Annotated in this window: 15 protein-coding genes; 7 read left to right on the plus strand and 8 right to left on the minus strand. The window is 71.4% G+C overall.

Features of this window, described 5'->3' with window-relative positions:
- The first annotated feature begins 55 nt into the window (after nucleotides 1-55).
- From DEJ04_RS15875 to DEJ04_RS15885, 3 genes are all read left to right on the plus strand, one after another.
- Nucleotides 56-496: an OsmC family peroxiredoxin gene (locus DEJ04_RS15875; protein ID WP_027467170.1), complete on the plus strand. Its 441-nt coding sequence runs from the start codon at nucleotides 56-58 to the stop codon at nucleotides 494-496.
- A 112-nt stretch (nucleotides 497-608) separates the two neighbouring features.
- On the plus strand, nucleotides 609-863 hold the full coding sequence (locus DEJ04_RS15880) for a hypothetical protein (protein WP_111047698.1): 255 nt from the start codon (nucleotides 609-611) through the stop codon (nucleotides 861-863).
- Between the two features lie 58 nt (nucleotides 864-921).
- Entirely contained in the window at nucleotides 922-2,439 is a 1,518-nt protein-coding gene (locus tag DEJ04_RS15885; protein ID WP_111047699.1) for a threonine/serine exporter ThrE family protein, read from the plus strand.
- 103 nt (nucleotides 2,440-2,542) lie between these two features.
- On the opposite strand, the gene DEJ04_RS15890 is transcribed toward DEJ04_RS15885, so the two are convergent.
- Both DEJ04_RS15890 and DEJ04_RS15895 read right to left on the minus strand, forming a co-directional pair.
- Nucleotides 2,543-2,737 (minus strand): DUF2795 domain-containing protein, encoded by a 195-nt coding sequence (locus DEJ04_RS15890; RefSeq protein ID WP_027467172.1) that lies wholly within the window; start codon nucleotides 2,735-2,737, stop codon nucleotides 2,543-2,545.
- Nucleotides 2,738-2,828: 91 nt separating this feature from the next.
- Nucleotides 2,829-3,512: a TetR/AcrR family transcriptional regulator gene (locus DEJ04_RS15895; RefSeq protein ID WP_027467173.1), complete on the minus strand. Its 684-nt coding sequence runs from the start codon at nucleotides 3,510-3,512 to the stop codon at nucleotides 2,829-2,831.
- Between the two features lie 169 nt (nucleotides 3,513-3,681).
- Here DEJ04_RS15895 and DEJ04_RS15900 point away from each other — a divergent pair, with 169 nt between their 5' ends.
- Nucleotides 3,682-3,999 (plus strand): hypothetical protein, encoded by a 318-nt coding sequence (locus DEJ04_RS15900; RefSeq protein ID WP_111024588.1) that lies wholly within the window; start codon nucleotides 3,682-3,684, stop codon nucleotides 3,997-3,999.
- 97 nt (nucleotides 4,000-4,096) lie between these two features.
- Here the strand turns inward: DEJ04_RS15900 and DEJ04_RS15905 are convergent, their stop codons facing one another.
- Nucleotides 4,097-5,023 carry an SDR family oxidoreductase gene (locus DEJ04_RS15905; protein ID WP_111047700.1) on the minus strand — a complete coding sequence of 309 codons (927 nt, stop codon included), beginning with the start codon at nucleotides 5,021-5,023 and terminating at the stop codon, nucleotides 4,097-4,099.
- Between the two features lie 198 nt (nucleotides 5,024-5,221).
- Here DEJ04_RS15905 and DEJ04_RS15910 point away from each other — a divergent pair, with 198 nt between their 5' ends.
- A complete protein-coding gene (locus DEJ04_RS15910) occupies nucleotides 5,222-5,962 on the plus strand; it encodes a hypothetical protein (protein ID WP_111047701.1) in 741 nt (246 codons plus the stop codon).
- Nucleotides 5,963-5,968: 6 nt separating this feature from the next.
- Here DEJ04_RS15910 and DEJ04_RS15915 read toward each other — a convergent pair whose 3' ends face one another.
- The 4 genes from DEJ04_RS15915 to DEJ04_RS15930 form a co-directional block, all read right to left on the minus strand.
- Nucleotides 5,969-6,751 (minus strand): endonuclease/exonuclease/phosphatase family protein, encoded by a 783-nt coding sequence (locus tag DEJ04_RS15915; RefSeq protein ID WP_111047702.1) that lies wholly within the window; start codon nucleotides 6,749-6,751, stop codon nucleotides 5,969-5,971.
- Between the two features lie 38 nt (nucleotides 6,752-6,789).
- On the minus strand, nucleotides 6,790-8,292 hold the full coding sequence (locus DEJ04_RS15920; RefSeq protein ID WP_111047703.1) for an LCP family protein: 1,503 nt from the start codon (nucleotides 8,290-8,292) through the stop codon (nucleotides 6,790-6,792).
- Nucleotides 8,293-8,438: 146 nt separating this feature from the next.
- Nucleotides 8,439-9,089: a GntR family transcriptional regulator gene (locus DEJ04_RS15925; RefSeq protein WP_111047704.1), complete on the minus strand. Its 651-nt coding sequence runs from the start codon at nucleotides 9,087-9,089 to the stop codon at nucleotides 8,439-8,441.
- 12 nt (nucleotides 9,090-9,101) lie between these two features.
- The gene (locus DEJ04_RS15930) at nucleotides 9,102-11,216 is read right to left on the minus strand and encodes an efflux RND transporter permease subunit (protein ID WP_111047705.1); all 2,115 of its coding nucleotides are present in this window, start codon (nucleotides 11,214-11,216) and stop codon (nucleotides 9,102-9,104) included.
- A 77-nt stretch (nucleotides 11,217-11,293) separates the two neighbouring features.
- Between DEJ04_RS15930 and DEJ04_RS15935 the strand changes: the two genes are divergently transcribed.
- Together DEJ04_RS15935 and DEJ04_RS15940 are read left to right on the plus strand one after the other, a co-directional pair.
- Complete coding sequence (locus DEJ04_RS15935) at nucleotides 11,294-11,701, plus strand: MarR family winged helix-turn-helix transcriptional regulator (protein WP_111047706.1); 408 nt, start codon at nucleotides 11,294-11,296, stop codon at nucleotides 11,699-11,701.
- Nucleotides 11,702-11,776: 75 nt separating this feature from the next.
- On the plus strand, nucleotides 11,777-12,817 hold the full coding sequence (locus DEJ04_RS15940) for an LCP family protein (protein WP_111047707.1): 1,041 nt from the start codon (nucleotides 11,777-11,779) through the stop codon (nucleotides 12,815-12,817).
- A gap of 74 nt (nucleotides 12,818-12,891) precedes the next feature.
- Here DEJ04_RS15940 and DEJ04_RS18825 read toward each other — a convergent pair whose 3' ends face one another.
- Nucleotides 12,892-13,596: a transglycosylase family protein gene (locus tag DEJ04_RS18825; RefSeq protein ID WP_111047708.1), complete on the minus strand. Its 705-nt coding sequence runs from the start codon at nucleotides 13,594-13,596 to the stop codon at nucleotides 12,892-12,894.
- Nucleotides 13,597-13,863: the final 267 nt, after the last annotated feature.

The raw sequence follows: 13,863 nt of genomic DNA on the forward strand, positions 1-13,863 counted from the left end.
TGACTCAGAGTGGTGGTCCCGTTCGGGGCCGCTCCCCCACACGAAAGGAGCGGGCATGCCCACTCGCACCGCACGCACCGCCTGGAACGGCGGCCTCGAGGACGGTTCCGGCCAGGTCGAACTCTCGAGCTCGAAGGTCGGCACGTACGACGTCTCGTTCCCGAAGCGCACCGCCGAGGACGCCGGGGGCACCACGAGCCCCGAGGAGCTCATCGCCGCCGCCCACTCGGCCTGCTACGCCATGCAGTTCTCCGCGGTCCTCGGCGAGGCCGGCGGCACGGTCGAGGCCCTCGACGTCAAGGCCGACGTCTCGCTCGGTCCGGACCCGGCCGGCGGCTTCCGTCTCACCGGCATCGTCCTGACCGTCAGCGGCGAGGTCTCCGGCATCGACGAGGCCGCCTTCCTCAAGGCCGCCGAGGACGCCAAGGCGACCTGCCCCGTCAGCAAGGCGCTGACCGGCGTCGAGATCACGCTGCACGCGACCTTCGAGCAGTAGCGAACGCAGCGCAGTAGGCGCGGGACGCAGGAGCGTCACCACCTGACGGACGGGAGGCCCGTGGCGACCCCGCCACGGGCCTCCCGTCCGTCGTCCACCTACGCTGGGTGCCGTGCCCCGCTTCCTCGCCACCCCGACCCTCGTCGCCCTCTGGCTCGGCCTGCTGGCCGTCGTCGTCGGGATCGTGTTCGTGCTGACGACTCCGCCGTCGTCCTTCGGGTGGTTCGCGTACGCCCCGCTGTCCGACTACGCGTTCGTCGCCAATGGCCGACCGTGGCAGCTGACCGCCGGACCGGTCCTCGTGCTGGTGGGCGCGGTCGTCGCGGCGTTCGCCCTCGGTCGTCTGAGCACGCGCCGCCGGGGCTGATCCGAAGGCGTCCAGCGGACGTCCGGACTCGGCCGCCGTCTACTGGCACCATGGCGTGATGGCCGAGCAGCACCCCCCGGGCCCGCACAAGCCGGGCCGCCCACCCCGGCCACGACGCCGCAGCCTCGCGCAGCACGACCTGCGCGACGCACGAGCCCGTCTGCGCGGGACGATCTACGAGCACGTCGAGCCCGACGCCAAGGGGCGCGACCAGTACACGGCGACCCAGATCGTCGACTTCTGCCTCGACCTGGCCGAGGTCATGCTCGCCTCCGGTGCCGACACCCGCAGCGTCGAGACGGCCGTCGTCGCGGTCTCGACGAAGTGGAACCTCGCGCCGCTCGACCTCGACTTCTCCGGCAGCTCGGTGACGATCCAGTACGCCCCGGCCGACGTCCCGCCGCTCGTCAAGGTCCGTACCGTGCGATCGGACGGCTCCGACCTCGACAAGCTCGCGCGGGCGAACCAGATCGTCGACGACCTGATCCACGACGACCGCGACATGACCTCGGCGGTGAGCGCCCTGGTCGCCGTGCTGCGACTCCCGCCGCGGTGGCCGATGTGGCTGTCCGACGTCGGCCTGTCGATCCTCGGCATCTCGATCGCCGTGCAGGCCGGCGGCGGGTGGCGGGCCGGACTCGGGGCGTTCGTGCTGATGCTCGGGATCATCGTCTCCGGGCGCTGGCTGACCGACCGGGGGTACCCGCAGTTCTTCGTGTCCGGGGCGCAGGGCGCGGTGGCGTCGGCGATCGGCACGCTGGCCATCTGGGCCGGGGTGCTGAACGCGAACGGTGCGGCGACGATGGTGGCGGCACTCGTGGTGCTCCTGCTGCCGCACCCGTCCCTGGTGACCTGGGCGCAGGACGCCATCTCGGGGTTCCGGGCGATGGCCGTGGCCCGGGCGTTCTACATCGGGCTGGTCATCGCGGCGATCGTGGTCGGGGTACCGGCCGGGATCGCGATGACGCACTGGCTGCGGATCGAGGTCGACCCGTCCGGCATCGTGACGCAGACCCTGCCGCTCTGGGCGTCGCTGTCGCTGACCGTGGTGTCGGCGGGCGCGAACTGCTTCGTGCAGCAGGCCAGCGCCCGCGTGATCCCGGTCGCCGTGGTGTTCTCGGTCGCCGCCGGTGCCGCGCTGTGGGCGCTGCGGCACGCCGGGCTGCCGCTCCTCGGGGCGACGTTCCTGGCGGCGGTGCTGCTCGGGGTGCTCTCGACCTACGCGGCCGTCCGGATGCGCACGGCCGTGGCGGCGATCGCGGTGCCGGCGTTCTGCGGGGCGCTGCTGCCCGGTGTCGCCGTGTCGAACGCCCTGCTGAACTTCATGTCCGGGTCGTCGAGCGCCGCGCTCGACTTCGTGGCAGCGGTGTCCGTGGCACTCGGGATCGGCGCGGGCCTGGTGCTCGGTGGGCTCTTCGCGACGCCCGGTGCCCGTCGAGCGCTCCGCCGGACGCGTCGGGTCGTCGTGCACTCGGTCCACAACGACACCACGGCGCTGCGTGTCATCCGTGACACCGGGTACGACCCCGGCGACGGTTCGGTACCCCGCGGGTCGCGCTCGAACGGCGCTTCGTGAGCGGCGCGGCCGGCACCGCCCCGGAAGACGCTTCGTGAGCAGAAGAGGTCGGGTGCGATGCACGCACCCGACCTCTTCGGCTCACCGAGTGGGTCCGCCGCGCTCAGCCGGCGTCGGACACCGCGCTCGACACCGCGGTCGGGGCGTCGTACTCGCCGTCCGGGATCGCGCGGAGCGCCTCGAGGACGTCGTCCGGGGCGCCCTCCTGCTCGGCCGTCGAGACCACGTCGTCCTTGGACGCCGGGTAGTCGATGCCGCTCAGGTACTTCTGGACCTGGATGGGGTTCGGTGCTGCCATGTCGGTTCCTTCCGTCAGGTTGCGACTCCCGGAGTACCCGCGGGGCGCTGCACGACGGCGCAAGGATCGCGCTCCGCGGACGAACCGCCGGTCAGATCTCCCAGCTGCCCGAGTCGTCGTCGTCCCACATCGCCAGACGGCGTGCGGCCTGCGGCTCGTACCGCTCCATCCAGCCGCGCTCGAGCCGGGCGACCGCGCGGTCGAACGCCGCCACCAGGTCGAGCTCGGCGCGCAGCAGGGCCTGGAGCTGCAGCCCCTCGTACAGGGCGATGAGCTGCTCGGCACCGCGGCGGGGGTCCATCGTGTGCGGGGCACGGCCGATGGCGACGTCGTGCTCCAGGCCGCGCTTGATCTGCGCGAAGAAGAGCTGGTACCGCGACCGCAGGTAGGTCGCCATCGGGTGCGCCGGGTTGCCCGCGACGGACAGCAGGGCGACGAGCAGGCGCATCAGGGCCGGGTCCTCGGCGTTCGAGGCGACGATGGCGCGGAGCAGATCCACGGTCGAGCCGTCACCGACCTCGTGCGTGACCTCGTCCATCCGGGCACCGTTCCAGCGGTCCAGTGCGGCGAGGACCAGGCCGTCCCACGACGGGAAGTGCTGCTCCAGCTCGGCGACGCTGATGCCCATCCGCTCGGCGACCTGCACGGGCCGGGCTTCGTGGAAGGGGACGTCCCGGAGCAGGTCGACGGTGGCACCCACGATCGTGATCCGCAGGTGCAGCGTGGCCGCCGCGGCCGCAGCGGCCTGCGTGTCGGCGCTGGTGTGTTCGAGCATCGTGCCCTCCGTCGTCCCCGGACGTCCTGTCCGTGTCACCCCGGATCCGGGGTACCTCCATCCAAACGCAGAACGGGGGACACCAGAATCCCCGGTACGGGTGTCGGCACAAGGGGGGACAGACCCCGACGTCGAGCCGGTTCGCGGCCGTCCGTGCGACCATGCGGGCATGACCCCGAACGACCCCACTGCCCAGGGACTCGCGACCATGGCCTCGACCGGCTTCGAGTTCGGCGGCGACCCCGAGCAGGTGGCGCACGACGTCCGGGCCATGTGGGAGCAGCTCGGACGGCCCGCCGGTGCGTTCGAGGCCGCGGCCCGGGCCATCGCCGTGCTGCCCCAGCGCCCCGAGGTGCCGATCGCCGACCAGGCCCGCCGTCGCGCGTTCGAGCAGGCGATCGGCATCAACCCCGTCGAGGTCGAGCTGGCCGCCGCGATGTCGGCGCGCGAGCTCCTCGAGCGGATGGCGCGCTCCGTCAGCTGCTGACGCGACCAGGCGCCGTAGGCCCGGCCACACGGACGACGGGAGGCGCGGTACCCACCGGCACCGCGCCTCCCGTCAGAGCCCCGTCAGGAACAGCGCCCTACGGCGTCGGCATCCCACCGTCGACGTGCAGCGTCTCGCCCACGACGTACGACGACTCACCGCTCGCCAGGAACACGTAGGCCGGCGCGAGCTCGGCCGGCTGGCCCCAGCGGCCCAGGTAGGTCTGCTCGCCCGCGCTCGGCAGCGCCTCCGGCGGCTGACCGCCGGCCGGCTGCAGCGGCGTCCAGATCGGGCCAGGGGCGACCGCGTTGACGCGGATCCCCTTCGGCGCGAGCTGCGCGGCCAGGCCCTTCGCCATGTTGTTCACGGTCGCCTTCGTGGCCGCGTAGTGCACCAGGTGCGGCGACGGGGCGTACGCCTGGATCGACGTCGTGTTGATGATCGTGGAGCCGGGCTGCAGGTGCGGCACGGCGGCCTTCGTGATCCGGAACGTCGCGTAGGCGTTCGTCTTGAAGGTCTCGTCGAACTCCTCGTCGGAGATCTTGGTGATGTCGTCGACGTTCTGCTGCTTGCCGGCGTTGTTCACCAGGATGTCGAGGCCACCGAGATGCTCGACCGCGTCGGCGACGAGCTGCTCGCAGACCTCGAGCGAGGTGATGTCGCCCGGCAGTGCGACGGCCTTGCGTCCGGCGGCCTCGATGAGCCCGACGATGCGGTCGGCGTCCTCCTGCTCCTCGGGCAGGTACGAGATCGCGACGTCCGCACCCTCGCGGGCGTAGGCGATGGCGACGGCGGCACCGATGCCGGAGTCGCCACCGGTGACGAGCGCCTTGCGGCCGGTCAGACGACCGGAGCCGCGGTAGGTGTCCTCACCGTGGTCGGCGGGGACGTTCTGCGCCATCTCCGCGTCGGTGCCGGCACCCTCGAGGTACTGCTCGTCGGGCTTCTTGTCGGCGTACATCTTCGTGGGGTCCTGCATCACGTACTGGTCAGGCCCGGTCTGGTCGTTCTGCTGGTCCGTCATGCCGCCGACGGTACGCAGGGGGTCGCTGCGGGCCGTCCAGGAGGCTGTCCCCCGTTGCGCGGAGCGGCCTGCGCCCGTCGACCGCACCGCTCCAGGGCCGCAGGTGCGTGATCCTCGTTTGTCACGGTCCGGTGACGGGCAGGCTCCGATTCGGTAACACCTGTCGTTCTGTTCCGATCGAGGCCCTACCGTCGAACGGTGACTCCTCGGACCCTGCTGGCGCTCGGCGCCGCCGTGCTGGCATTCTCGGCCGGTGCGCTCGCGTTCGACGGCACCGCCGGGCTCGGGGCAGACGTGGCCGTGGCCGCCGAGACCTCGCACGACGCCGCTCCGGTGCACGTCACGAAGGCGGAACTCCGACGGGTCGACTCGATCGAGCTCGACGCCGAGGCCCTGGTGCTCCGGGACGGCGACGACACCGTGGTCGAGTCCTCGATGCGCGACTCCGGGCTGACCGTGAGCGTCCTGAACCGTCTGCTCGGCACACCGTCCCGCACGCAGACGGCCGAGGGCGACGGCGGGGCGTGCTTCCCCGCAGGCACCACCTACACCTGGGGCGGTGCCATCCGCGTCGCAGCCCTGACGACCGACGCGGCGGCCGGCAACGCCGTCGAGATCCGGGTGCTGCGCGACTCGGTCCGCAGCGTGCTCGGCCGACAGATCGAGCTGACCGGCCCCGGCGGTGTCCGGGTGGGCGACGACATCGCGGACGAGATCGCCGATGCTCCCCGCTCGGAGCGGGTGTCCTACGGCTCGGACGACTCGCGCGCCTGGCAGCTCCTGCTCCGCGAGGGCTGGGCCGACCGGCACGACGACGACGACGAGTCGAGTGAGCACTCCGACGACGCCGGCGCCAACGGGGTCTCCGCCCTGACGAACGAGACGACCGTCACGGTGCTCGGTTCACCGATGCCCGTCCACGCGCAGCGCAGCTGCTGAAGCGACTCAGACCCGCAGTGTCGCGATCACCGGGAAGTGGTCGCTGGCGAACCAGGTCTCGGGGCCGTCGTGGTCGATCACGACGCGGTCCACGGCGCTGACGTCGCGGGTGAGCACCCAGTCGATCCGCTCGCCCGAGTCGACCGGCGGCTGCCAGTCGTTGAACGTGGCGGTGCGGTCGGCGAGGTCCCCCGCGGCGAGCCAGGCGTCGGCGAACCCGGCCTCGGCGAACACCCGCGAGGCCGTCCCGCTCCCCGCGGGTTCGTTGCAGTCCCCCGCGAACACGACCGGGCCGGTGGTGCCCGCCAGTCGTTCGGCGATGAGCGCGGCACTCCGGCCCCGGACCTCGTCACCGTGCGCACCGGGCTCGTGGTCCAGGTGCGTGGTGAGCAGCGTGAACGTGGGCCCCTCGGCGTCGAGGAACCGGGCGTGGTTCGCGATCCGCGGGTACAGGCTGCCCCAGGTGTTCGAGACGGGCTCGTCCGGAGTGTCCGACAGCCAGAACGCCCCCTCGTCGGACGGCCGGAACCGTTCGCGGCGGTAGAAGACGGAGGCGTGTTCGCCGGCGTCACCGCCCTCGCGCCCCTGTCCGACGTCGGCGTGGTCCGGCAGGCCGGCACGCAGGTCGTCCATCTGGTGCGCGAAGGCCTCCTGCACGCACAGCAGGTCGGGGTCGTGCCGGCGGATCAGGTCGAGCACGACCGGCAGGCGGGCCGGCCAGTCGTGCGCGGGGTCCGGGTTCTTGATGTTGTAGGTCATCAGGACGATCGGGCGTGCGGCGCTGGTCACACCGAGAACCTACCGATCGGTTGCCCGGCGGGTTCCCATCAGTTGATGCAGGTGCCCTCGGTGCCGTAGTTGTGCACGTCGGTCGACTTGGCCGTCGGCTCCTTCGCGGGCTTCTTCGTCGGCTTCGAGCCGGTGCTCGAACCGCCGGTCGACGGCGTCGAGGCCCCGGCGCTCGGCTCGGTCGCGATCGGCTTGGCGGTCTTGCCGTCGGTGCCGAGCACGAGCGTGACACCGGTGACCGCACTGGTGCGGACGGCGACGGCGCCGGGCACCACGGACGCGATGGCCTTCGCCTGCGACTCCTGACCGGCGGGGTACTGCACCTGGGTGGTCTTCGTCGTCGCGGATGAGCCGGCCGGGGCGACCTGGAAGCCGCGGGCGGTCAGGACCTGCCCCGCAGCCGTCGCGGCACCCTCGACCCCGCTGCCGTTCAGCACGGTGACCGAGGTGTTCGCCGGCTGTGCGCGGCCGGCCTTCGTGTACGCCTCGGGTTCGCCGACCAGGCCCTGCACGAACGCGGGCAGGCCGACGGTGTCGACCTCGACGATCGACAGGGCGGACCCGTTCACGTAGATCGTCGGCGTGCCGAGCGTCGGGATCGTGGCGGACTGGATGTTGCCGGGCCGCAGGTTGCGCATCTGTGACGCCAGGTCGATGAGGTCGGTGTCGGTCTGGATCGATCCGCCGACGGCCTTGAGGATGTTCCCCATCTTCACCGGGTTGAGCAGCGTCCCCGCCGACGTGACCTTCCGGGCCTCCTGCGACAGGAAGTACTGCTGGCGGACGTTGCGGTCCAGGTCACCGTTCGGCAGGCCGTGGCGCTGTCGCACGAAGGACAGCGCCTCCTTCGCGTTGAGCGAGGACTTGCCCGCGGGCAGGTCGACGCCGGAGTACGGATCGCTGGTGGCCTGGTTGAGGCAGACGTCGACCGGGCCGAGTTCCTTGACGACCTGGTAGAAGCCGAGCAGCGAGACGCGGACGTAGTGGTCGATCTGCAGGCCGCTCAGGTTCTCGATCGTCTTGATGAGCATCTTCGCACCGCCGGTGTCGCCACCGCCGTTGAGCGTGCCGTAGTAGAAGGCGCTGTTGAGCTTGCCCTTGCCGACGTCCGGGATGTCGACGTACGAGTCGCGGGGGAACGAGATCATCGTCGCCTGGCTGCCGTCGGCGTTGATGTGCAGGACGATCATCGTGTCGGTGTTCGTCGCACCGCCGTCCGACGTCGTGCTGAGTTCCGCCATCTGCTCGGGGGTGGCGTTCTCCGGCCGGTGGTCGTCCCCGACGAGCAGGATGTTCTGCGCCTTGCCGTCGACGTCGTCCTTCGTGTCCTTCTTGCCGGTGATCGCGTTGACGATCGTGACGCCGTCGGACAGCTGGTTGTACGCGTACCCCGCGTACCCGACGCCCAGCAGGAGGGCCATCGTGAGCACCCCCGCGACGGCCGGGAACACGACGCCTGCGCGTCGCTTCTGGCGCCCGTGGCGCGGCGTCGCAGCACCGCGGTGTGCGGGCTCGGTCGTCTGCTCGGGTTCGTTGCTCACCGGGAAACCATAACCGCCGCGCGGGGAACGGACATGGGATGCGCCTGGAAGGTCACCCCGTACTCGCCGTCACCCCGTGACGGACTGGAGGCCCGTGGCGGGGTCGCCACGGGCCTCCAGTCCGCCCCTTGGTCGCGCTCGGCGCGCTAGTCGCGCGACGGGAGCAGGTGGATCGCCTCCATGGCGAGTTCCGCAGCGATCGGGTCCTTCGCGACCACGGCGTCCTTGAGCTTCGTCAGCTCGGGCAGGATCACGTCGGCCGGCAGGAGCTCGGCGAGCTCCGGCACGCGGAGCTTGAACGAGAGCCCGTCCGTCGTCGAGTTGCAGAGCTGCACGAGCGACGGGTTGCCGCAGGCGTCGGCCCACATGGCGTAGATGCCGGCTCCGTCGCGCGCCACCTGGTCCTGCTCGTCGGCGCTCACCCGCGCGTGCACGTCGTCGAGCATCTTCACGATCTTCCTGCGCTGCGCGTCCGTGAACCGGGGCACCGCGAGCCGCACGACGCCGCCGTAGATCACGCCGAGGGTGCGGTACGCGTCGAGGAGTTCCTCCTTCGTCGGTGCCGCGACCCGGGTGTAGCGGTTCGGCGCCATCTCGATGAGTCCGGCCCGGGCGAGTTCGGCGAGGGCCTCGCGGATCGGGGTGCGGGAGACACCGAGCCAGGCGATCAGGTCGTCGTCGTTGAGCCGTTCCCCGGGCTCGAGCGTGCCGTCCATGATGGCGTCGCGGATCTTGTCCTGCACCGTGTCACGGAGGAGCTTGCGCTCGGCAGCGGGCTGCGTCGAGGGAACTGGCATGGACCCAGCGTGTCACATGTCAGGGTTCGTGCGCGAGAGGCGCGACGGCCACCAGGCACGGTGCCCGAGGTCGTAGGCCAGCGCCGGGACGAGCAGCGAGCGGACCACGATCGTGTCGAGCAGGACGCCGAACGCGACGACGAACGCGATCTGCACGAGGAACAGGATCGGGATCACGCCGAGGGCGGCGAACGTGGCGGCGAGCACGACGCCCGCGGACGTGATCACCCCGCCGGTCACGCCGAGTCCGCGCAGGACGCCCTCGCGTGGACCGTGCCGCAGCGCCTCCTCGCGCACTCGTGTCATGAGGAAGATGTTGTAGTCGACGCCGAGTGCCACCAGGAACACGAACGAGTACAGCGGGACGCTCGGGTCCGCGCCCGGGAAGTGGAACACGTGGTCGAAGACGAGCGCTCCGACACCGAGGGCCGCCGCGAAGGACACGATCACGCTGCCGATCAGCACGAGCGGCGCGACGATGCTGCGAAGCAGGAGCATCAGGATCAGCAGGATCACGACGAGCACCACGGGGATGATCAGGGTGCGGTCACGGATGCCGGTGTCGTTCGTGTCGACCGCCGTCGCGGTGACGCCACCGACGATCGCTCCCGGGTCGACCCGTTCGACGGCGGTGCGGAGGTCGCGGACGGTCTGCTCGGCGGCGTCCGAGTCGGCGGCGTCGGACAGCGTCGCCTCGAGCAGGACGTCACCGCGGGAGACGGTCGGCGTGCTGCTGCCGGCGGCGGACCCGGTCACCGGGACGGTCCCGGCGGGGCTGTCCTTCGCTGCGGCGACGACACCGTCGACCCCGTCCACCGCGGTGATCGCGTCGACGAGCTGGTCGAGGTCGCGCTCCGCGCCGATGACCTGCGCGGGGCTGCCCGAGCCGCCCGGGAAGTGGTCGGCCAGCACGTCCTGACCGTCACGGGCCTGCGACGACCCGATGATCAGGTCGCTCTGCGGCACCCCGTCCGCCTTGAGTCCGAACAGGCCGGCACCCATCGCGAGCAGGCCGACCGTGCAGACGATCCACACCACCCGGGACCGACGGGCGACGAGCCGGCCGACGCGCGCCCAGATGCCGCGGGCGTCCGGACCGGTGAGCACGGGGTGGGCGCTGCCGAACGCGGGACGCAGCGGCCAGAACGCCGCGCGGCGGAACGCGAGCAGCAGCGCGGGCAGGAGCGTCAGGGCGGCGAGCAGGCTGAACGCGATGCCGATGGCCGCGACGGGGCCGAGCGCCTTGTTCGAGTTGAGGTCGGAGAGCAGCAGGCAGAGCACCCCGACGATCACCGTGCCGCCCGACGCCAGGATCGGCTCGAGGCTCCCCCGCAGGGCGGCCTTCGTCGCGTCCCAGCCGGTGCGGTGGTCGCGCAGCGCCTCCCGGAAGCGCGAGGTGTACAGGAGCGCGTAGTCCGTCGCCGCGCCGATCACCAGGATCGACAGGATGCCCTGCACCTGCCCGTTGACCGTCACGATGTCGGCCTTGGCGAGCCACCAGACCACGAGGATCGAGGCGCACAGGGCGAACGTGGCGGTCCCGAGCACGAGGACGGGCAGCAGGGGTGATCGGTAGACGATGATCAGGATCACGAACACCGCGGCGAGCGCCACCCCGAGCAGCAGCCCGTCGATGCCGGCGAAGGCCTCGGTCAGGTCCGCGGTGAACCCGGCCGGGCCGGTGACGTAGCCGCTGACACCGGACGGCAGTGCGTCGTCGACGTCGGCCCGGATGGCCTCGACCGCGTCCCCGGTCTCGGCGTCCTGCGTGAGTGTGGCGACGATCTCGACCGCGTCGCCGTCCTCGCTCGGGATCACGGGGCTGACGGCATCGACGTCGGCGCGGTCGGACAGCGTCGTGGCGAGTGTCTTCGCGTCGGCGAGGTCGGTCGACGTCAGGCCGCCGTCGCGCTCGAGGACGATGATCGCGGGCGCTCCGGACTCGTCGCGGAACTCGGAGGACAGTTCCTGCACCTTCGTGGCGTCGGCCGAGGCGGGCAGGAACGAGGTCTGGTCGTTGGTCGAGACCTCGGAGATCTTGCCGAAGAAGGGACCGCCGACCGAGGCGATGCCGAGCCAGACCACGATGACGAGCGCGGGGAGGACGATGCGGAGGAAGCGGGACACGTCGGTGAGCGTACACCGATCGTCAGCATGCTGATCACTTGACCGTCGAGCGCTCCTGACGACCATAGAATCACGGCATGCAGGACACGAGCGAGCAGTGGCCCCTCGGGCGCCTGCTGTCCGCGGCTGCACGGTCCGTCGAACGGGACTGGGACGAACGACTCCGCGCCATCGGGCTCTCGCACGCCGCGGTCGTCGCGATCGACATCCTCATCCGGACCGGTCCGACCGGAGCGGACACCATCGCCCGCACCGCCCGGGTCCAGCCGCAGACGATGTCCCGCACGCTCGAGCGGATGGAGCGGGACGGCCTGGTCGAGCGCACCCCGCACCCTGCCGATCGTCGGCGCCGCGTGGTGAGCGTGACGACTGCCGGCCGATCCGCCTGGGAGACCGCGCGGCACATCGAGCGCGAGGTCCTGCCGGAGGACCCGGCGCTCCGGACAGCACTGGGCGAACTGCTCGCCAAGCCACAGCCCGAGTGAAACACTGGTTATGAAATACCACATGCGATAAGATCCTGTGGTCGGTGCGTGCCGACCCGACCACAGGAGCCCCGCATGTCCGAACGCCGAACCGCCCGGGCGGCCGCTGCACACGCTCACCACGCCGCCAGCAGCAGACGGCGGCGGCGGCCGTTCCTGGTCGCGCTGATCACGACGCTCGGCTCGCTCGTCGGTGTCGCCCTGGTCGTCGCCGTCGTGGCGAGTGTGTTCGTCGGCGGACTCGCTCGGAGCTTCGACGCCGGACGCGAGACCATCACGAACCCGTTTCCGAGCGGCACCCGACCGACGCCGACGTCAGGTGAGAACGTCCTGCTCATCGGTTCCGACTCCCGGGCGCAGGGCAACCCCGATGGTGGCCCTTCGACGTCCGGCGGGCGTTCGGACACCCTGATGCTGGCGCACGTGCCCGCCGATCGTCAGCACGTCTACCTGATGTCGATCATGCGGGACTCCTGGGTCGAGGTCCCCGGGCACGGGCGCGCCAAGATGAACGCCGCGTACGCCTGGGGCGGGGTACCCCTGACCGTGCAGACCGTCGAGCAGCTCCTGGACGTCCGGGTCGACCACGTCGCCGAGATCGACTTCACCGGGTTCGCGGACATGACCGATGCCCTCGGCGGCGTGACCGTGTCCTCCCCGCAGGCCTTCTCGACCGCCCACCACGACTTCGTGGCGGGGACGAATCGCCTCGACGGCGCCGACGCACTCGCCTTCGTGCGGGAGCGTCACGCCTTCGCCGACGCCGACCACACCCGGGTCCGCAACCAGCAGGCGTTCATGCGCGGCGTCGTGGACGGACTGCTGTCCCGCGGCACGGTCACCGACCCCGGGCGCATCCAGGACTTCGTCGCCGCGACCAGTGAGCACCTGTCGGTCGACGCGGGGTTCACCTTCGCTCGGATGGCGGAACTCGGGTGGTCGCTCCGCGCGGTCCGGGCCGACGACCTCGTGACCTTCACGGTACCGACGGCGGGCTCCGGGACGTCACCGGACGGACAGTCGATCGTGACGCTGAACCAGCTTTCGGTCGGGTCCCTGTCCCAGGCGCTCCGGTCCGACGACGTCGCCGGCTGGCTCGCCGACAACCCGCAGTAGCCCGGCACCGCACGCACGACGACGCCCCACGACTCGAGGTCGTGGGGCGTCGTCGTGTTCGGTCTGCGGAGAGATCAGGCGGGGAGCTGGAGCTCCTGGCCGGCGTAGATCAGGTTCGCGTCGTCGATGGTCGACGTGTTCGCGGCCCAGAGCTGCTTCCAGCCGCCGTCGATCCCGAGCTTCGTCGAGATCGTGTCGAGCGTGTCACCCGGGGCGATCGTGTACGTCTTGCCGCTCGTCTTGACCGGGGCCGGCTTGCTCGGCGTCGTCGCTGCCGGGGCGGGCGTCGACTCGGTCGTGCTCGGCGCGGTCGGCTGCGGGGCTGCCTGCTCGGCGGGAGCCGGTGCCGGGGCAGCGGGCTGCGGGGCGGCCTGCTGTGCGGGCGCGGGAGCCGGTGCGGGGGCCGGAGCCGCCGCGGTGGGGGCTGCACCGCTGGTGCCGCTCAGCCCGAGCTGGGCGGAGCAGGCGGGCCATGCACCCCAGCCCTGCGAGGCGAGGACACGCTCGGCGACGGCGATCTGGGCCTCGCGGCTGGCGGAGGCGGGGTTGCCCGCGCCACCGTTCGCCTGCCAGGTACCGAGGTTGAACTGCAGGCCGCCGTAGTAGCCGTTGCCGGTGTTGATGGCCCAGTTGCCGCCGGACTCGCACTGCGCGAGCTGGTCCCAGGTCGAACCGGACGCTGCGTTCGCGGGGGCTGCCGCGAGGCCGACACCGGTCGCGGCGATGCCGGCGAACGCCAGGCCGCCGACGATGGTGCGGGTACGGGAAAGCTTCTTCATGTGATTGCTCCACCGGGGTCACGAGCCGCATCTGTTGCGGGATCCACTGCCCACCCCGACCGATCGCGGTCAGTTGTGGGGGTGCGCCACCGGGGGCAGTGGTCATCGGGCCGGCGGCACCTCGGTCGGCAACCATAGGAAACTCTTGACCGTTATCAAACCGAGACAAACGGTTCTACCCGTGCATGCTATGTACCCCGCCCCAGAACCTGAACGGCTCGATGCCCATGGCCATGGTGATCGAGGCGTACCCGGGTACGTGTCCTT

This window comes from Curtobacterium sp. MCLR17_044, assembly GCF_003234435.1.
Taxonomy (GTDB): domain Bacteria; phylum Actinomycetota; class Actinomycetes; order Actinomycetales; family Microbacteriaceae; genus Curtobacterium; species Curtobacterium flaccumfaciens.